Source organism: Streptomyces phaeolivaceus, assembly GCF_009184865.1.
In the GTDB taxonomy this organism is placed as follows: domain Bacteria; phylum Actinomycetota; class Actinomycetes; order Streptomycetales; family Streptomycetaceae; genus Streptomyces; species Streptomyces phaeolivaceus.
In genome coordinates this window covers 6971472-6990556 of the sequence record NZ_CP045096.1, presented here as the reverse complement: position 1 = coordinate 6990556, position 19085 = coordinate 6971472, and the positions used below count along the sequence as shown (strand labels likewise).

Annotated in this window: 13 protein-coding genes and 1 pseudogene; 12 read left to right on the top strand and 2 right to left on the bottom strand. The window is 69.5% G+C overall.

The genetic code is table 11. The features are described from left to right. Nucleotides 1–18 precede the first annotated feature (18 nt). The 3 genes from F9278_RS32435 to F9278_RS32425 all read left to right on the top strand — a co-directional run bounded on the left by F9278_RS32435 (nucleotide 19) and on the right by F9278_RS32425 (nucleotide 4672). Nucleotides 19–1404 (top strand): class II fumarate hydratase, encoded by a 1386-nt coding sequence (locus tag F9278_RS32435; RefSeq protein WP_152171466.1) that lies wholly within the window; start codon nucleotides 19–21, stop codon nucleotides 1402–1404. 114 nt (nucleotides 1405–1518) lie between these two features. Next, complete coding sequence (gene fomD / locus F9278_RS32430) at nucleotides 1519–2211, top strand: cytidylyl-2-hydroxypropylphosphonate hydrolase (RefSeq protein WP_152171465.1); 693 nt, start codon at nucleotides 1519–1521, stop codon at nucleotides 2209–2211. A 343-nt stretch (nucleotides 2212–2554) separates the two neighbouring features. After that, nucleotides 2555–4672 (top strand): SpoIIE family protein phosphatase, encoded by a 2118-nt coding sequence (locus F9278_RS32425; RefSeq protein WP_193241727.1) that lies wholly within the window; start codon nucleotides 2555–2557, stop codon nucleotides 4670–4672. A 192-nt stretch (nucleotides 4673–4864) separates the two neighbouring features. Here the strand turns inward: F9278_RS32425 and F9278_RS32415 are convergent, their stop codons facing one another. Beyond that, a complete protein-coding gene (locus tag F9278_RS32415) occupies nucleotides 4865–7237 on the bottom strand; it encodes a transglycosylase domain-containing protein (protein WP_193241726.1) in 2373 nt (790 codons plus the stop codon). A gap of 345 nt (nucleotides 7238–7582) precedes the next feature. On the opposite strand from F9278_RS32415, the gene F9278_RS32410 reads away from it, so the two are divergent. From F9278_RS32410 to F9278_RS32395, 4 genes are all read left to right on the top strand, one after another. Beyond that, nucleotides 7583–8107: a PadR family transcriptional regulator gene (locus F9278_RS32410; protein ID WP_152171462.1), complete on the top strand. Its 525-nt coding sequence runs from the start codon at nucleotides 7583–7585 to the stop codon at nucleotides 8105–8107. Then, nucleotides 8104–8799 carry an ABC transporter ATP-binding protein gene (locus tag F9278_RS32405; protein WP_152171461.1) on the top strand — a complete coding sequence of 232 codons (696 nt, stop codon included), beginning with the start codon at nucleotides 8104–8106 and terminating at the stop codon, nucleotides 8797–8799. Before F9278_RS32410 ends, F9278_RS32405 begins: the two co-directional genes overlap by 4 nt. Then, nucleotides 8796–11153 (top strand): ABC transporter permease, encoded by a 2358-nt coding sequence (locus F9278_RS32400; RefSeq protein ID WP_152171460.1) that lies wholly within the window; start codon nucleotides 8796–8798, stop codon nucleotides 11151–11153. Before F9278_RS32405 ends, F9278_RS32400 begins: the two co-directional genes overlap by 4 nt. Nucleotides 11154–11275: 122 nt before the next feature. Further along, entirely contained in the window at nucleotides 11276–11809 is a 534-nt protein-coding gene (locus F9278_RS32395) for a carboxymuconolactone decarboxylase family protein (RefSeq protein WP_152171459.1), read from the top strand. A 58-nt stretch (nucleotides 11810–11867) separates the two neighbouring features. On the opposite strand, the pseudogene F9278_RS32390 reads toward F9278_RS32395, so the two are convergent. Next, nucleotides 11868–13095 (bottom strand): annotated as a pseudogene (locus tag F9278_RS32390) (RNA-guided endonuclease InsQ/TnpB family protein). 77 nt (nucleotides 13096–13172) lie between these two features. Here F9278_RS32390 and tnpA point away from each other — a divergent pair. The 5 genes from tnpA (at nucleotide 13173) to F9278_RS32360 (ending at nucleotide 18926) form a co-directional block, all read left to right on the top strand. Next, the gene (gene tnpA, locus F9278_RS32385; RefSeq protein WP_152171458.1) at nucleotides 13173–13601 is read left to right on the top strand and encodes an IS200/IS605 family transposase; all 429 of its coding nucleotides are present in this window, start codon (nucleotides 13173–13175) and stop codon (nucleotides 13599–13601) included. A 233-nt stretch (nucleotides 13602–13834) separates the two neighbouring features. Then, nucleotides 13835–14623, top strand: a complete 789-nt coding sequence (locus tag F9278_RS32380; protein ID WP_152171457.1) for a class I SAM-dependent methyltransferase — start codon at nucleotides 13835–13837, stop codon at nucleotides 14621–14623. Between the two features lie 706 nt (nucleotides 14624–15329). Next, nucleotides 15330–16103, top strand: a complete 774-nt coding sequence (locus tag F9278_RS32375; protein WP_152171456.1) for an isoprenyl transferase — start codon at nucleotides 15330–15332, stop codon at nucleotides 16101–16103. A gap of 326 nt (nucleotides 16104–16429) precedes the next feature. Next, nucleotides 16430–17755, top strand: coding sequence for a PhoH family protein (locus F9278_RS32365; RefSeq protein WP_152171454.1), 1326 nt, complete (start codon nucleotides 16430–16432; stop codon nucleotides 17753–17755). Nucleotides 17756–18200: 445 nt separating this feature from the next. Continuing rightward, nucleotides 18201–18926: an aggregation-promoting factor C-terminal-like domain-containing protein gene (locus F9278_RS32360; RefSeq protein ID WP_193241725.1), complete on the top strand. Its 726-nt coding sequence runs from the start codon at nucleotides 18201–18203 to the stop codon at nucleotides 18924–18926. Nucleotides 18927–19085: the final 159 nt, after the last annotated feature.

The following is a 19085-nucleotide window of genomic DNA, read 5'->3' as shown; positions in this document are numbered from 1 at the left end:
CGGGACGCTGTACGGGGTATGAGTGACTACCGCGTCGAACACGACTCCATGGGTGAGGTCCGCGTGCCGGCGGACGCCAAGTGGCGGGCCCAGACCCAGCGGGCGGTCGAGAACTTCCCCGTCTCGGGGCAGCACATCGAGCGCGCCCATATCGAGGCCCTGGCCCGGATCAAGGGCGCCGCCGCCAAGGTGAACGCCGAACTGGGCGTGCTCGACAAGGACATCGCGGAGGCGATCCGGGACGCGGCCGAGGAGGTCGCCCAGGGGCGCTGGGACGCGCACTTCCCGGTGGACGTGTTCCAGACCGGGTCCGGGACCTCGTCGAACATGAACACCAACGAGGTCATCGCCACCCTGGCGAGCGAACGGCTCGGACGCGACGTGCATCCGAACGATCATGTCAACGCGTCCCAGTCGTCCAACGACGTCTTCCCGTCCTCCATCCACATCGCCGCCACCGCCGCCGTGACGCGTGAGCTGATCCCCGCCCTGGGGCATCTCGCCGACGCGCTCACCCGCAAGTCCGTGGAGTTCGCGGATGTCGTGAAGTCCGGTCGTACGCATCTCATGGACGCCACACCGGTCACTCTCGGCCAGGAGTTCGGCGGGTACGCGGCCCAGGTGCGGTACGGCGTCGAGCGGCTGGAGGCCTCCCTGCCCCGGCTCGCCGAACTCCCCCTGGGCGGCACGGCGGTGGGCACCGGCATCAACACGCCGCCCGGGTTCTCCGCCGCCGTCATCGAGGAGGTCGCGCGGACCACCGGGCTGCCGCTGACCGAGGCGCGGGACCACTTCGAGGCGCAGGGCGCGCGGGACGGGATCGTCGAGACGTCCGGGCAGCTGCGCACGATCGCCGTGTCGCTGACCAAGATCGCCAACGATCTGCGGTGGATGGCGTCGGGGCCCCGGACCGGTCTCGCGGAGATCTCCCTGCCGGACCTCCAGCCCGGCTCCTCGATCATGCCCGGCAAGGTCAACCCCGTGATCCCGGAGGCCGTGCTGATGGTCGCCGCGCAGGTCACGGGCAACGATGTGACGGTCACCACGGCGGGCGCGTCCGGCAACTTCGAGCTGAACGTCATGCTGCCGGTCATCGCCAAGAACGTCCTGGAGTCCGTCCGGCTGCTCGCCAACGTCTCCCGGCTGCTCGCCGACCGGACGGTGGACGGGATCGTCGCCCACCGGGAGCGGGCCCGTGAGTACGCCGAGTCCTCGCCGTCCGTGGTCACGCCGCTCAACAAGTACATCGGGTACGAGGAGGCCGCGAAGGTCGCCAAGAAGGCGCTGGCCGAGCGCAGGACCATCCGGGAGGTCGTCCTCGCGGGCGGATACGTGGAACGCGGCGCCCTCACCCTGGAGCAGCTGGACGAGGCGCTGGATGTCCTGCGGATGACGCGACCGTGACCGGACGGCGAGTTCCGGCCGTCCCAGGTGTCACCCGGGTAACCGATTCCCGCCAAGGCGTGAACCGTGAGCGGTACCGCAGCGTCATATGCGCATGACACCTAATATCTGCGCATGGGAGACGACGGAGTGGTGAGACGAGCGGAAGCGGGCGGGTCGACGGGGTTCTGGGAGCCGGGGAGTCAGATCCTGTGGCGCTACCGGGAGAACGGCGGCGAACGCTTCCATATCGCGCGCCCCGTCACGGTCGTACGCGACGACGAGGACCTGCTCGCCGTGTGGCTGGCGCCCGGCACCGAGTGCGTACGACCGGTACTGGCGGACGGCAGCTCGCTCAACTCGGAACCGCTGGACTCCCGGTACAAGAAGCCGCGCGGCGTACGGCTCGGCCGGTGGTCCGGCACCGGGGTGCTCAAGCTGGCGCGGCCGGGCGACCCGTGGTCGGTGTGGCTGTTCTGGGAGCAGGGTTGGCGTTTCAAGAACTGGTACGTCAACCTGGAGACTCCGCTTGCCCGTTGGGACGGCGGGGTGGACTCCGAGGACCACTTCCTGGACATCTCTGTGTACCCGGACCGGTCCTGGAACTGGCTCGACGAGGACGAGTTCGCGCAGGCCCAGCAGGACGGCCTGATGGACGCGTCGGCGGCCGACCGGGTACGGGAGGCGGGCCGGTCCGCGGCGGAGGTGATCCGCGCGTGGGGCCCGCCGTTCGCGGACGGCTGGCAGCACTGGCGCCCGAATCCGGCATGGGGAGTACCGTCTCTCCCGGACGACTGGGACCGTACGCCCGCGCACTTGTCCTCATGAGACTCTTGATACGCCCCCGGTCCGCAACCGTAGGATCGTCCTCCGCAATAGTTCACAGGGGCAACTCCCGCAGTTCGGGCAGGGCTTGACCGTACGTCACCGAGGGGCGGCAAGACGTGATCAAGGGGTACGAGGGTTACACCGGGACAAGCCGGAGACGGCCTGACGGACGGGCAGTACTGTCGTTCGACGAGCCCGCCGGTACCGTGTGTGGCACAGGAACTGCCTCTGACCACGCGGGAATTCCGTTCCCAGGACACGTAATCCGGGTATCGGCCTTTCTGCGGGACGAAGTATCGGGTTTGCGGGACGCACTGCGCACACGACGCGCAGTCCCGGACGGATGGATTCGACACGCGTGACGGAGCACCCCACCTCCCACGAGCGCCCTCAGAGCGGCGCCGGCCCCACGGACCCCCGCGGGGCGCTCCTGCGTACCCAGGAGCCGATGCGAGCCGCGCCCGCCGCGGCTTTACCGGCTCAGGCGCGCATGGGTGACGCCCCGGCCGAGCCGGGCACCGCGGCCTCGTGCGCGAAGAGCGGACAGGCCCCCTCGGAGCACGCCCAGCCGGCGGTCTCCGAGCACTCCCAGCCCGCGGCGACCGAGCCCGACCCGCACCGCCCGCGGCCCGCGCCGGAGACCATCCCGGCGCAGCCCGGCGGTGACCCGGACCGCTCCGGCGGCACCGGGAGCGGTCTGGAGCGGCGCAGCGGGCAGGGTGTGGCGCCGGGCGCCCCCATGCCCATGCGGCGCGACGGCGACCGGCTGCGCTTCGTGGGCGCCGCGACCCGGCGGATCGCCCGGGGCATCGACCTGGACGAGATCGTGATGGGTCTGTGCCGGGCCACCGTGCCGACGTTCTCGGACGCGATCCTCGTGTATCTGCGCGAGCCGCTGCCGGTCGGCGACGAGCGGCCCACCGGGCCCATGGTGCTGCGGCTGCGCCGCACCGACCGGATCCCCGAGGAACGGGACACCGAGAGCGGCTTCATGTCGGCCGCGCTCCAGCCCGAGCCCGTCGATCTGGCCGTGGTCACCGTCACCGCCGAGCAGTGCGAGGTGCGTCCCGGCGGGGCGCTCGCCGAGGTGCTGCGCGGCGTACGGCCGGTGTTCGCGGACGCGCCCGCCGCGCACGACGCGCTGCCGGAACTGCTCGGCCCGGAAGCCGAGTTGACCGTGCCGACCGGTCAGCGGGCGATCCTCGCCCCGCTGCGCGGCCGGCGCCGGGTGATCGGCGCGGCGGTCTTCCTGCGCCGCCCGGAGCGCGCGGCGTTCGAGCAGGACGATCTGCTGGTCGCCGCCCAGCTCGCCACCCACAGCGCGCTCGGCATCGACAAGGCGGTGCTCTACGGCCGCGAGGCGTACATCGCCGACGAACTGCAGCGCACGATGCTGCCGGAGGCGCTCCCGAAGTGCACCGGCGTACGGCTCGCGCACCGGTATCTGCCGGCCGCCGAGACCGCGCGGGTCGGCGGTGACTGGTACGACGCGATCCCCCTGCCGGGGAGCCGGGTCGCCCTGGTCGTGGGCGATGTGATGGGTCATTCGATGACCTCGGCCGCGATCATGGGGCAGCTGCGGACCACCGCGCAGACGCTGGCGGGCCTGGATCTGCCGCCGCAGGAGGTGCTGCACCACCTCGACGAGCAGGCGCAGCGGCTCGGCACGGACCGGATGGCGACCTGCCTGTACGCCGTGTACGACCCGGTCTCGCACCGGATCACCATCGCCAACGCCGGGCATCCGCCGCCGGTGCTGCTGCATCTCGGCGGACGTGCCGAGGTGCTGCGGGTGCCGCCGGGCGCGCCGATCGGTGTGGGCGGGGTGGACTTCGAGGCGGTCGAGCTGGACGCGCCGGCCGGGGGCACGCTGCTGCTGTACACCGACGGGCTCGTGGAGTCGCGCCTGCGGGATGTGTGGACCGGGATAGAGCAGTTGCGGGAGAAGCTGGCCGCGACCGCGCAGCTGACCGGGCCGGATCATCCGCCGCCGCTGGAGGCGCTGTGCGACGAGGTGCTCGACATGCTCGGTCCGGGGGACCGTGACGACGACATCGCGCTTCTTGCCGCGCGGTTCGATGGGATCGCTCCCAGCGATGTCGCGTACTGGTTCCTGGAACCGGAGGAGATGGCTCCGGGGCGGGCGCGGCGGTTGGCACGGCACGCGTTGTCCCGGTGGGGCCTGGAGGAGTTGACCGACTCGGTCGAGCTGCTCATCAGTGAGGTCGTCACCAACGCGGTGCGGTACGCGACCCGGCCGGTGACGCTGCGGTTGCTGCGGACCGATGTGCTGCGGTGCGAAGTCACCGATGACGTGCCGCAGTTGCCCCGGCTTCGGCAGGCCCGTGCGACGGACGAGGGGGGCCGTGGGCTCTACCTGGTCAATCGGCTGGCGAAGCGGTGGGGGGCTACTCGGTTGAGTGCGGGGAAGGTTGTGTGGTTCGAGCTGAACCAGGCGTGAGCGCTCCGCTGGGGTGCGCGCTCCGCTGGGGTGCGCCGATGAGAGCTCGGGGGCGGGTGTGCTCTGCGGGCTGCGGGTTCGTCGTGGCTGGTCGCGCAGTTCCCCGCGCCCCCTGAGGGGGCCTGCGGCCACCCTCAAGTGCGCGAAAGGGCGCCCGGTGAGTTCACCGGGCGCCCTTTGCTGTCGGCTGCGCTAGTCGTCCGCCTGTGGGTCGTTCGGGTCTGTCGGTAGTTCGATGCCGCCGTCGTCCGTCGGGGTTTCCTCGGGGGTCGTCTCCGGGGTGGTCTCCGGGGTCGTCTCCGGAGTCGTCTCCGGGGTGGTCTCCGGGGTCGTGGGGGCCTCGGTCGTCGGTTCCTCGGTGGTGGGGGTCTCCGACGGGGTCTCGGACGGGGAGGTCGAGGGGGTCGGGGACTCCGTGGGCGCGACCGCGGCACCCTGCTCGGTGTCCAGGTCGAACTTGGTGGTCTTGCCCATGACGCCGAAGGTGTAGGTGGCCCAGATCTGGGCGGGGAAGCCACCGCCGTTGACCCGGGGGACGCCGACGGCGCCGTACATCGGGACGTGCTTGCCGTTCTTGCTCATGTCCTCGCCGAAGAGGCCGACGGAGGTCACGAGGTTCGGGGTGTAGCCGGTGAACCAGGCGGAGCGGTTCTTGTCGGAGGTACCCGTCTTGCCGGCGACCTGCTGCCCGTCACGGGAGGGGTTGTCGCGGACCGACGTCTTCGCCGTACCGTCGTCGACCACACCGGTGAGGACCGAGGTGACCGTGTCGGCGGCCTCCTCGCTGATGACCCGCTCGCCGATCGGGTCGGCGAACTGGACTTCGTCGTCCCGGCGTTTGGCCTCGGCGATGATGGTCGGGGTGACCTTCTTGCCGTGGTTGTCGAGGGTGGCGTAGATGCCGGCCATCTCCAGTGGGCTGGCGCCCATGGAGCCGAGGGTCTGGGCGGGGACCGCCTCCATGCCCTCGGTGTCCATGCCGAGCTTCCCGGCGACCTCCATGACCTTCTCCATGCCCACGTCGACGCCCATCTGCGCGAAGACGGAGTTGATGGACTTGTTCATGGCGGTCTGCACGGTGACATCGCCGTAGTCGACGTTGTCCTCGTTCGGCGGGTTGAAGCCCACCGCGGTGCCGTCGTCCATGACCTTGTGGCCGCTGTCACCGTCGTAGACCGTGCTGGCGGTGATCGGGTCGCCGTCCTGGGTCTCGGCGGCCTCGTCGATGGCCGCGGCGAGGATGACCGGCTTGAAGGTCGAGGCGGGCTGGTAGTCCCGGCGGGTGGCGTTGTTGGTGAAGTGCTTCACGTAGTCGACACCGCCGTACAGGGCGACGACCTTGCCCGTCTTCGGGTCGACGGAGACGGCGCCGGCCTGGATGTACTTGTCGACCTTGCGATTCTTCGGCTCCAGCTTGCTGGTGAGGCGTTCCTTGACGGCCTTCTCCAGCGCGGCCTGCTTCTTCGGGTCGATGTTCAGCGTGATCGTCCAGCCGCGCAGGTCGATGAGCGCCTTGGCCTCCTCGGTGTTGTCCGCCTTGCCCGAGGCCACGAGCTGCTTGGCCAGTTGGTTGTTCGCGGCCTCGACCAGGTAGCCGTTCTGGCCGGCCATGCCGGCGGCGGCCTGGGGCTCCTTCGGCTTGGGGAGCTTCATGTCCGCCCGCTCCGAGGCGGTCAGCTTCTTCATCTCGACCATGTTGTCGAGCACGTAGTTCCAGCGTGCCGTGACCAGCTTCCTGCCGGTTTCGGTGGCGGTGGACAGGTCGTACTGACTGGGGGCCTGGAGCAACGCGGCCAGGTAGGCGCCCTCCTCGACGTCCAGGTCCTTGGCGTCCTTGCGGTAGTACGCCTGGGCGGCGGCCTGGATGCCCCAGGCGCCGCGGCCGTAGTAGCTGGTGTTGATGTAGCCGGCGAGGATGTAGTCCTTGGACTCCTCGCGCTCCAGCTTCAGGGAGATGACCAACTCGTTGAGCTTGCGGGTCACCGTCTGGTCTGACGTCAGGTAGTAGTTCTTGACATACTGCTGGGTGATGGTCGAACCACCCTGCTTGCCCTTGCCGGAGAGCGTGTTGATCACACCACGCGCCATGCCCTTGAAGTCGACGCCGGGGTCGTCGTAGAAGGTCTTGTTCTCAGCAGCGACGAAGGTCTGCTGAACCTTCTTGGGGACCTTGTCGAGTTCGATGATCTCCCGGTTGGTGTCGCCGGTGCGGGCGAAGATCTTGCCGTTGGAGTACCGGTAGACGTTGCTCTCCTGCGTCGCCTCGGGGTTCCCCTTGGGGATGTCGATCATCAGATAGAGCACGATGAACGCGCCCATACCGAGCAGGCAGACACCGAAGAACGTGCCGAGGATCTTCTTCCAGGTGAAGAGGCGGCGCAGGAAGCTCTTCTGCTGTGACTTCTTGCCACCGCCCTTGGCCGCCGCCCTGGCCGCCGCCCGGCCGCCGCCCTCGGGCGAGCCTATGACCGTGGTCGTCGCGCCCGCTTCGCCCCCGGACGAGCGCCCCGGCGCCGCGCGGCGACCGCCGCGCTGCCGCGCTCGTCTTTCATCCGCTCGTCCCATGGCTCCGGTCCGCTCCGCATTCTGCTCGGTCTCATACGTCACTCGCGTCTTGTCGGCTCAGCAAGCTAACACCGAGGACTATGACAAGAGGGACTCGGTCCGCCCTGTGGCGGCGTGACAAAGCGCACGCGAAGCGCGCGCCCATAGACCTCATCCCACCGGAACGGACGTTCCAGCAGGGCCGATGGTTGCCCCACCAGGCCCATGAGTTGCCGCCGCACCCCCGCCGTTCCCAGTGACAGAACCGTGACAATCGGCCCTGACCTGCGCCCCGTCCCCCTGCCACGGCCATCTATACACGGCATGTATACGTGCCGTGTATACCCCCTGTGTACAGTCGTGCTCATGTCCATCGGTCACACCCTCCTGGGACTCCTGGAGTCCGGGCCCCGTCACGGTTACGACCTGAAGCGGGCCTTCGACGAGAAGTTCGGTCACGACCGGCCGCTGCACTACGGCCAGGTCTACTCGACGATGTCGCGGCTGCTGAAGAACGGCCTCGTCGAGGTCGACGGCATCGAGCCCGGCGGCGGCCCCGAGCGCAAGCGGTACGCGATCACCGAGGCCGGCATCACGGATGTCCAGCGGTGGCTCGCGACGCCCGAGAAGCCCGAGCCGTATCTGCAGTCGACCCTCTACACGAAGGTCGTCCTCGCCCTGCTCACCGACCGGAACGCGGCCGACATCCTCGACACCCAGCGTTCCGAACACCTGCGCATGATGCGCATCCTCACCGACCGCAAGCGCAAGGGCGACCTGGCCGATCAGCTGATCTGCGACCACGCCCTGTTCCACCTGGAGGCCGATCTGCGATGGCTGGAGCTGACCGCCGCCCGACTGGGCAGACTGGCCGAGGCGGTGACCCGGTGACCGCGACTCCCCCCGCCGGCTCCCTGCTCGTCGCGACCGACCTGCGCAAGACGTACGGTCCGACCACCGCGCTGGACGGCGCCGGGTTCTCCATCCACCCGGGCGAGGTCGTCGCGGTGATGGGCCCCTCCGGCTCCGGCAAGTCGACGCTGCTGCACTGCCTCGCCGGGATCGTGCCGCCCGACTCCGGCTCGATCACGTACAACGGCCGTGAGATGGCCACCATGAACGACGCCCAGCGCAGCGCGCTCCGGCGCAGCGAGTTCGGGTTCGTCTTCCAGTTCGGCCAGCTGGTGCCGGAGCTGACCTGTGTGGAGAACGTCGCGCTGCCGCTGCGGCTGAACGGCGGCTCCCGCAAGCAGGCCGAGAAGACCGCCCTCGGCTGGATGGAGCGCCTGGAGGTCGACGACCTCGCGCGCAAGCGGCCCGGCGAGGTCTCCGGCGGTCAGGGCCAGCGGGTCGCCGTGGCACGGTCGCTGGTCACCAACCCCCGGCTGCTCTTCGCGGACGAGCCCACCGGAGCGCTCGACTCGCTCAACGGCGAGCGGGTCATGGAACTGCTCACCGAGGCCGCCCGGTCCACCAACGCCGCCGTCGTCCTGGTCACGCACGAGGCGCGGGTGGCCGCGTACTCGGACCGCGAGATCGTCGTACGGGACGGGAAGTCGCGGGACATGGAGCGCGTCGTATGAGCTCGGCCATGGTCCGCCAGTGGTACCGGGATCTGGCGTTGGGAGTGCGGTTCGCCTTCACCGGGGGCCGTGAGGGCTGGGTGCGGGCCGTGCTCACCGCGGTCGGTGTCGGCCTCGGGGTGGCGCTGCTGCTGCTCACCGCGGCGGTACCGAACGTGCTGACCACCCGGGACGCCCGGGAGGAGGCCCGGCAGGACCGGGGGATCGGCTATCTCGACGACAACGCCAACTCAAAGCCGACCGGCAAGAGCCTGATCGTCGCCGACACCGACACCGAGTACAAGCATCTGGAGATAAGGGGACGGCTCCTCGAACCCGAGGGCGCGGACGCGTCGCCGCCACCGGGGCTCGGGAAGTTCCCCGCGCCGGGCGAGATGGTCGTCTCCCCCGCCCTCGCCGAACTGTTGAGGTCCGACGCCGGGGAACTGCTGCGCGACCGGCTGCCGTACAAGGAGGTGGGCGGCGTCGGCGAGGCCGGGCTGATCGGCCCGGGGGAACTCGCCTACTACGCCGGTGCCGACGGGCTCGCCCAGCGGATCGACGGCTCGGTGGTGGCCCGGATCGAGGCGTTCGGGACCTCCACGGTCGATCAGCCCGAGGAGGAGCTGGACCCGATCCTGCTGCTGCTCATCCTGGTCGTCTTCGTGGTGCTGCTGATGCCGGTCGCCGTCTTCATCGCCACGGCCGTACGGTTCGGCGGCGAGCGGCGCGACCGCAGGCTGGCGGCGCTGCGGCTGGTCGGTTCCGACGGGCGGATGACACGCCGGATCGCGGCGGGCGAGGCGCTGGCGGGTGCCGTGCTGGGGCTGGCCTTCGGCACCGGGTTCTTCCTGCTGGGCAGGGAGATCGCCGGTTCGGTCGAGGTGCTCGGCGTCAGTGTCTTCCCGAGCTATCTGGACCCCTCCCCCGTTCTCGCGCTGCTGGTCGCGCTGACGGTGCCGGCCGCCGCCGTCCTCGTCACCCTGTTCGCGCTGCGCGGCGTCGTCATCGAACCGCTCGGCGTGGTCCGTACGGCCAAGCCCGCGCGCCGCAGGCTCTGGTGGCGGCTGCTGCTGCCGCTCGGCGGCCTCGCCCTGCTCTACCCGATGGTCGGCCAGGGGTCGGAGAACGGGGAGTTCAACGAGTACATGGTGACCGGCGGTGTCGTCCTGCTGCTCTGCGGCATCACCGCGCTGCTGCCGTGGGTCGTCGAGGCGTTCGTCGCCCGGCTGGGCTCCGGCGCGCTCTCCTGGCAACTGGCCGTCCGCAGGCTTCAGTTGAGCAGCGGCTCGGCGGCCCGCATGGTCAACGGCATCGCGGTGGCGGTGGCCGGCGCGATCGCGCTGCAGATGGTGTTCGCCGGGGTCGAGGGCAAGTTCACCGCGTCGACCGGACAGGACCCCACACGGGCCCAGCTGGAACTCGCCCTGCCGGTCGGCCTCCCGGTGAGCACCGCGGGCGAGGAGCTGAAGCGGGCCAAGGGAGCGGAATCCACCGCGGCGCTGTCCGACACGGAGGTCTCCTCCACCGCCAAGGACCCCGACGAGTGGGGGTACGTGACCGTCGGCGACTGCGCCGCGCTGCGCGAGCTCGTGAAGATCTCCTCCTGCCGTGACGGCGACGTCTTCACGGTGGGGGCCTCGGAGGACCCGGTCGCGGCGAAGCTCATGACCCCCGGGAAGACGCTGTACTTCGACGCGTCCTACAGCGGGGAGGAGCAGGGCGCCGAGATCGCCTGGAAGCTGCCGGAGACGGTACGGAAGGTGACCGAACGCACCGATTCGCTGCTGCCCGGGATGACGGGGATGCTGGCCACTCCGGGCGCCCTGCCCGCGGGGGCGGAGGACGAGCTCGACAGCACCGTCTACGTACGGACCGACCCCTCGGTGCCGAACGCGCTCGACGAGGTGCGCAACGCGGCCGTGGCGATCGATCCGCTCATCCGGACCTGGGAGTGGGAGTCGACCACGCGGGCCGACGAGTTCACGGACATCCGCACCGGTCTGCTGGTCGGCGCGTCCGCCGTGCTGGTCCTGATCGGCGCCAGCCTCCTCGTCTCCCAGCTGGAACAGCTCCGCGAACGCCGCAAGCTGCTGTCGGCGCTGGTCGCCTTCGGTACGCGGCGCCGCACACTGGGCCTGTCCGTGCTGTGGCAGACGACCATCCCGATCACGCTGGGCCTGATCCTCGCCTCCACGGTCGGACTGACGCTGGGCGCGGTCCTGCTGAAGATGACGAACGTGCCGGTGGGCGTGGACTGGCCGAGCGTGCTGTCGATGACCGGTATCGGCGCGGGCGTCGTCGTCCTGGTCACGGCGCTGAGCATGCCGCCGCTGGTGCGGATGATGCGGCCCGAGGGGTTGCGTACGGAGTAGCAGCCGCAGCGGTGCGGGGAGTAGCCGGTGCCGGGGAGTAGCCGGTGCCGGGGTGTTCCCGCGGCACCGGCCACACTGGACCGACCGACCCCGTCAGCCGCTCGCCCGGGAATGAGGACGCCATGTCGCTCGACACCTTGAGGTCCGCGATTCCGGACTACGCCAAGGACCTCCGCCGCAACCTGGACGCCGTCCTCGGCGACTCCTCCCTGTCGGAGCAGCAGCTGTGGGGGACGGTGCTGGTCACAGCGATCGCCTCGCGTTCGGCGATCGTGCTGCGGGGGCTGGGGCCGGAGGCCAGGGCGCGGTTGTCGCCGGAGGCGTACACCGCGGCGAAGTCCGCGGCGGCGGTGATGGCGATGAGCAACGTCTTCTTCCGTACGCGGCATCTGCTGTCCGATCACGCGTACGGGGAGCTGCGGACGGGGCTGCGGATGAACGTCATCGGTGATCCCGGGGTGGAGCGGGTCGACCACGAGTTGTGGGCGTTCGCCGTGTCGGCCCTCAATGGGTGCGGGGCGTGTCTGGACTCGCACGAACGGGCGCTGCGGGCGGCCGGCGTGAGCCGGGAGATCGCGCAGGAGGCGTTCCGGGTCGCTTCGGTGGTGCGGGCGGTGGGGGTCACGTTGGAGGCGGAGGCGATTCTCTCCGATTGAAGTGCTCTCCCGACTGAAGCCGGGAGATTTCTCCCGACTGAAGCCGGGAGATTCCTGCTTACCTCGCGGCAGCGGGCTTGACGCGCTTCGCGCGCCTGACGACTGCCCTCCCGGCAGCCGGGACGAGCGCGAGGCCCGTCCGGTACAGGTGCAGGACGTTCCGGGCCGCGTTGTGGTCGGCGTTGCCCGACCAGCCGCAGTCCGGTGTTCTTGCACACGAACACGGCCTGACTCTCCCGGCTGCCGAGCGTGGTGAAGCCGCACGCTGAGCGGCGTCGGGAGGTGCCGGGGGCAGGGACCTTGCGCAGGGTGCCGCCGAGCCGAGCGGTCTTGTACGCCAGCATGGTGACGGTGCGGCCCCATGCCTCCTGGCAGATGGAGCGGTTCAGCCCAGCCTTCTGGGCGACGTTCTTCCCCGGTTCCTCGATGGTTCCCCTGGCCGACTTGACCATGTTCGTGAGGGTGAGTGCTTCGACGACGACGGTGCCGTAGGTGCGAGCGATGGCGGTGGTCGTCCGGTGCTGCCAGTCCAGGGCCCGGCGCTTGGCTTTCGCGCGGAGTCCTGCGATCTGGTCGTAGGTGCGGTGCAGCCGGCGGCTGGTGCGCTCGCCGGGCCTGCGGTGCCGCTTGCGCCGTGCGGCGCGCTGCTCCAAGTGCAGGAGCCTGGCCTTCTCCTTCTCCGTCAGCCATTCGCCGTGCTCGTACGTTTCACCGTTCGAGAGGGCCAGGGGCACGGTGACGCCTACGTCGATGCCGGCGTCCGGCCCCTGGTGGGGATCGGGCTTGGCGTCCAGGGTCTGGACACGGAAGGCGATGCGCCAGCCGAGCGCGTCCTTGATCAGTCGTGCCCCGGTGATCCGGTTCTCAACGCCTGCACGCCTGCCGACCGGAAGGTCTTTCGTCCACCGGAAGCGGACCCGGCCCACCTTGGGAATGTTGACCATGCCCCAGCGGTGGTGCACGCGGGTGATGTTCAGGTCCCGGCCCTGCGGGATGTCCACGGACATCACCGTGCGGAAGCGGCCCTTGAAGTTCGGGGCGTCGGCGCGGCCCTCCCAGCAGTTCTTCCACGCCCGGAAGTACGTCTTGAGTACCGCTTGCGCGGCCTGGGCGGGCAGGGCGGCCAGGAAGTCGATGTCCTGGCGGGCCTGCCGGATCGCGGCGTCCGCGTTCGCGAGTGTCCGCTTCTCCTTCGGCGTCATCTGCCACCACGCGTGCAGCAGGTTCCACATCGTGCGGGCCGCGTGCGCCTGGTCGTCCGTCTTCAACACCTCGGCAGGCGACAGCGCGAGCCGGGCACGGTGCCCGAACTTCCGCTTGACCAGGGTGCTGTGACTCACAATCGAAAACCTAGCATTGGTTTATGTCACCGCGCTGGAACCCTAATCCCGATGTCAGAACCGGTCGCCATGTTGTCCACAGCCTGCATGCTCATTTGGTTTTTGTCACCAAGTACAGGCGGAATGCGCTCACCGACGCCATGCTGACCCGCACCGAAGAGATCATGCGGGAGGTCTGCACCGACTTCGAGGCCGAGCTGAAACAGTTCAACGGCGAGCAGGACCACGTCCACCTGCTCGTGCACTACCCGCCCAAGGTCCAGCTCTCCAAGCTGGTCAACTCCCTCAAGGGCGTCAGCTCCCGCAGGCTCCGCCAGGAGTACGCCAGCCACGTCCGCCGATACCTGTGGGGCGGACACTTCTGGTCCGGCTCCTACTTCGCAGGATCATGCGGCGGGGCACCCCTGACCGTCGTCAAGCAATACATCGAGAACCAGCAGCGCCTCGTCTGACCGCCGCCCCTGAGGCGCAGAGCACTCCGGCGCTTCGCCCTTCCGGGCCAAGGATGGCCTTCACCCCCGCCCTGAAGGGCGGAGCACTGGCCAAGATCAGAGGTAGGACGGGTCCGTGGGCGGCTGCGGGTGGTGTGTGGTTGCTCGCGCGGTTCGCCGCACCCCTGAAGGAGCCTGCGGCTCTTCAGAAAAGCCGTGGCGCGCCCCGGCCCGACCCCGGAAGACTTCCGCCCATGGCCTCCCTCCCTCCCCTCCCCTCCCCCTCCTTCGAAGAGCTCGTCACCGAAGGTGATGCCGTGCCCACCGAGGGGTGGGACTTCTCGTGGTTCGAGGGGCGGGCCACGGAGGCTCGGCCTTCATGGGGGTACGCGCGGGGGATGGCGGAACGGCTGGGGCGGGCCTCGGTGGCGCTGGACATCCAGACCGGGGGTGGGGAGGTGCTCGCCTCCGCCCCCCGCTTCCCGGCGGTGACCGTCGCCACGGAGGGCTGGCCGCCGAACGTCGCCAGGGCCACGGCTCTGCTGCGGCCTCGGGGCGCGCTGGTCGTGGCCAGTCCGGAGGACGCGCCGCTGCCGTTCGGGGACGCCGTGTTCGACCTGGTCACCAGCAGGCATCCGGTGCGGGCCCACTGGTCGGAGATCGCCCGGGTGCTCACGCCCGGCGGCACGTACTTCGCCCAGCACATCGGGCCGAGCAGTGTCTTCGAGCTGATCGAGCACTTCACCGGGCCGCTCCCGGAGGAGACCCGAAGCGGCCGCCACCCGGACCGCGAGCGCGCCGAGGCCGAGGCCGCCGGACTGGCGGTCGTGGATCTACGGGCCGAGCGCCTCCGCATGGAGTTCTACGACATCGCCGCCGTCGTCCACTTCCTCAAGAAGGTCGTCTGGATGGTGCCCGGGTTCACCGTCGACGCGTATATGCCGCAGCTTCGCTCGCTGCACGAGCAGATCGAGAGCGAGGGCCCCTTCGTCGCGCACAGCACCCGGCATCTTTTCGAGCTCCGCAGGCGGGACGGGCGGTGAGGTACTTGACGCCTTTGTCGGCGTCCACATCGTTATCGCCCTCGGCTTGGCTTCCACGGGTCTACTCGCGTAGGTTCGGACCAAGGTAATTCGCGTGAGCAAAGCTGCGCGGTGCGGCGTCGCGCGGTGGAGGGGGCTGCGCGAAGCCGCGCGCCGGGGTGGGGGCGTCAAGGGGGCGTTCCGGGTGGGGGTCACCCACACGGGGGCGTGGAGTCTCTCCTCCTCGGAAGTCGCAGGAACTCGCACAAGAATGCGCAAACCCCATATTCCACGCTGGATCTCTTCATTCTTCCTTGGAATCCGCCGGGATTCGGCCATGATCACCACTCGATCACACCCTGAATGAACGCTTCCGCACTCACCGCCACGCTGTCGCCCGGCTCCGGAGAGTAGTTGTGGCACGCCGATGCACGCAGCATCACTCACGAAGGGTTATGGTGGAAACCCCCCCTCGGGCCGGTCCGTCTCCCCCCCACGGACCGGCCCGTTTTTTCTGCCCGGAAGTCGACCCTCCGGCTGCCGGAAGCCGGCCCGGCGTCCGCCGGAAGCCGGTGTCGCAACCGCCGGAAGTTCGGCCCCCGGGGAGTCCGCCCCCTCGGCCCCGGGGCCGCCCCAACCCCGCACACCCCTTGGCGGAGTTGGCCTCCAGCCCCGGTAGGCTCTGCCAACCAAGGGGACTGCCACCGCATCGGAGGGGCTGGAACACGTGAACCTGCGCGACACACTGCGCGGCCTGTTGGTCAAGGTCTACGCACGCAGGGTCGAGGGTCACCTCGACCACGCCCAGGTGCCCAAGCACATCGGCGTCATCGTGGACGGCAGTCGACGCTGGGCGAAGGCCGCGGGCTCCACCACCATGGAGGGCCACCAGGCCGGCGCCCACAAGATCGAGGAGTTCCTCGGCTGGTGCACCGAGACGGACGTGAAGGTCGTCACGCTCTGGCTGCTCTCCACCGACAACTTCAACCGGCCCAAGGAAGAGCTCGTCCCGCTGCTGGGGATCATCGAGGACACCGTCCGCTCCCTCGCCGCCGACGGCCGCTGGCGGGTGCACCACGTGGGGGCGATGGACCTGCTGTCCCCCGGGATGCAGAGCGCGCTCAAGGAGGCCGAGGAGTCCACCTCGGACGTCGACGGGATACTGGTCAACGTCGCCATCGGGTACGGCGGACGCCAGGAGATCGCCGACGCGGTGCGTTCGATGCTCCTGGAGGCGCAGGACAAGGGCACCTCGATGGACGAGCTCGCCGAATCCGTCGACATCGACATGATCGGCCGGCACCTGTACACCGTGGACCAGCCCGACCCCGATCTGGTGATCCGCACGAGCGGCGAGCAGCGGCTGTCCGGATTCATGCTCTGGCAGACCGCCCACTCGGAGTACTACTTCTGCGACGTCTTCTGGCCGGCGTTCCGGAAGGTCGACTTCCTGCGCGCGATGCGCGACTACGCGGTGCGACACCGCCGCTACGGAGGCTGAAACTCCGCATTACGGGTGAGGTGCGCATCACCCCCATCGGGACAGAAGTAACGAGGAGTTCACCGGGACGCCGTCGTACCGCTTGGCATGGCGGCGCATGTTCGAGGGCATAAGCCAGTCAGGTCGACACCCGAACCACGGGTGTCGGATCTCAGCGGGCGGCTCGGGGCCGTCCGCCCGGGAGGCCCTTTGCACCAGCCCGATCGTGCGGTCACAGCACGGACGAAGCAGCGGAGGGCCGGTCATCGGCCCGTGCAACGGCGCCGACGACCGGCCCAGTTCGAACCCGTCGCTCCCCGACCTCATCCGAGGGGGTACGTCCTTCCGTGGTGACCAGCACAAAGCGCCGTATGCCAGACCGGCGCACCTACGTCCTCGACACCAGCGTCCTGCTGGCCGACCCGAACGCTTTGAGCCGCTTCGACGAGCACGAAGTCGTGCTGCCGATCGTCGTGGTGACGGAGCTGGAGGCGAAGAGGCACCATCCCGAACTCGGCTACTTCGCCCGGCAGGCCCTGCGCCTGCTCGACGAGTTCCGGGTCCGGCACGGCCGCCTCGACGCCCCCATCCCGATCGGGGAACTCGGCGGGACCGTGAGGGTCGAGCTCAATCACTCGGATCCCAGCGTGCTGCCGAGCGGCTACCGCCTGGGGGACAACGACTCCCGCATCCTGGCGGTCGCCCGCAATCTGCAGGCCGAGGGATTCGATGTCACCGTGGTGTCGAAGGACCTCCCGCTCAGGATCAAGGCGTCCTCCGTGGGTCTCCTCGCCGAGGAGTACCGCGCGGAGCTGGCCATCACGGACGCCTCCGGGTGGACCGGGATGTCCGAGCTGACCCTGCCGGGCGAGCAGGTCGACATCCTGTTCGAGGAAGGGTCGATCTATGTCCCCGAGGCGAGCACGCTGCCCGTGCACACCGGTCTGACGATCCAGTCGGAGCGCGGCAAGGCCCTCGGCCGGGTGACGCCCGACGGGAACATCCGCCTCGTGCGGGGCGACCGGGAGGCGTTCGGCATCAAGGGCCGCAGCGCGGAGCAGCGCATCGCGCTGGATCTGCTGCTCGACCCGGACGTGGGCATCCTGTCGATGGGCGGCCGGGCCGGCACCGGCAAGTCGGCGCTCGCGCTCTGCGCGGGCCTGGAAGCCGTGCTGGAGCGGCGCCAGCACCAGAAGGTGATGGTCTTCCGGCCGCTGTACGCGGTCGGCGGGCAGGAGCTGGGCTATCTGCCCGGCTCCGAGTCCGAGAAGATGAGCCCCTGGGCGCAGGCGGTCTTCGACACGCTCTCCGCGGTCACCAGCCGCGAGGTCATCGAGGAGGTCACCGCCCGCGGGATGCTCGAGGTCCTGCCGCTCACCCACATCCGCGGACGCTCGCTCCATGACGCGTTCGTGATCGTGGACGAGGCACAGTCACTGGAGCGGAACGTCCTGCTGACCGTGCTCTCCCGCATCGGCGCGAACTCCCGGGTGGTCCTCACCCATGACGTGGCCCAGCGCGACAACCTGCGCGTCGGCCGCTACGACGGGGTCGTCGCCGTGGTCGAGAAGCTGAAGGGCCATCCGCTCTTCGCCCACGTCACGTTGACGAGGTCCGAACGATCCCAGATCGCGGCCCTTGTGACCGAAATGCTGGAGGACGGGCAGATTTAGCCCACCCCGCGGCCCCAACCCCTGGGCGCCGTCCGGCAAAAGGTTCAGCAGCCTAGCCGGGCGGCGCCTTGGCGTGTGCGGCTTTCCTTGAATCTCTCGCGTCAAACGAGGTGTGAGCTTTCACACTCACCACTGAATTGCCTCGCGGTGTCGGGTTACGGCAGAGTCTCATTTCTGTCAGGCCCCGCATACGACATACCTGTACCCCTACACCTGTACCCCTGGGGGTACCGCCCACGCCCTTAAGGCAGTGGGGGAGGTACGGAACAACAGCAGTACCGGGCTCCGTCCGGATCAACTCCATAGCGTCGTCGTATGCCGCCCGAGCACCATGGGACGCTCCCCGCAAGGGAGTTGCCCATCGGGCCCGCGCCTCCGTGACCCCGCAGTTGGGAGGCCAGCGTCAGGGGCACGATTGCGTCCGCCAGGGTCACCGAGGCGGGTGATGCTGGAAGGAAACCGTGTGAGCCGGATTTCGGTCCGGGGATTCGCAGTGGCCTCGGCCACCGCGGTCACCGCAGTCGGCAGTGTCGTCGGAGTTGCCTCGGGCAGCACCGCCCAGACGACCGCTGACGACGCCGAGGCGGTCGCGAACGACACCACGTTGCTCGCCGACATACCCGTGGGCCAGCAGGCCCAGGTACAGGCCGCGTCCCTGACTACTCAGGCCGACGCCCAGGCCATCGCCGCCGACGCGAGCGCCCGCAAGAACGCCGAGGAGACCGCCCGCAAGAAGGCGGCCCGGGACGCGATCGACAAGCAGAAGGCCGCGGAGAAGGCCGAGCAGGAACGCAAGGCGAAGGAAGCGGCGGAGGCGGAAGCCGAGGCCAAGTCCGAAGCCGCCGGTTCGCTCGGTGACATCCCCATCCAGAGTTCGTACACCATCGCCGAGATCCAGGCGATGGCGAAGGCGGTCGTGGCCAGCGACCAGTGGACGTGTTTCAGCAACATCGTGAACCACGAGTCCACCTGGAACTACAAGGCCGTCAACCCCTCCTCGGGTGCCTACGGTCTCTTCCAGGCGCTGCCCGGCTCCAAGATGTCGTCCGCCGGTTCCGACTGGCAGACCAACCCGGCCACGCAGATCAAGTGGGGCCTCAACTACATGGAATCGCGCTACGGCAGCCCGTGCGAGGCCTGGTCGTTCTGGCAGGCCAACCACTGGTACTAGGCCGGTTCACCGCCGGGTGCCCGCCACTCGGCCGCTCAACCTTCCGAAGCCCTCCACCGTCCTTTGGTGGGGGGCTTCGGGCATGTACGGTCGGAGCCGCCGAGAGGAATCGCGGCCTCCGGGAGGAGTGGTGACCAGCAGGGGCGACGGGGGAAGAGG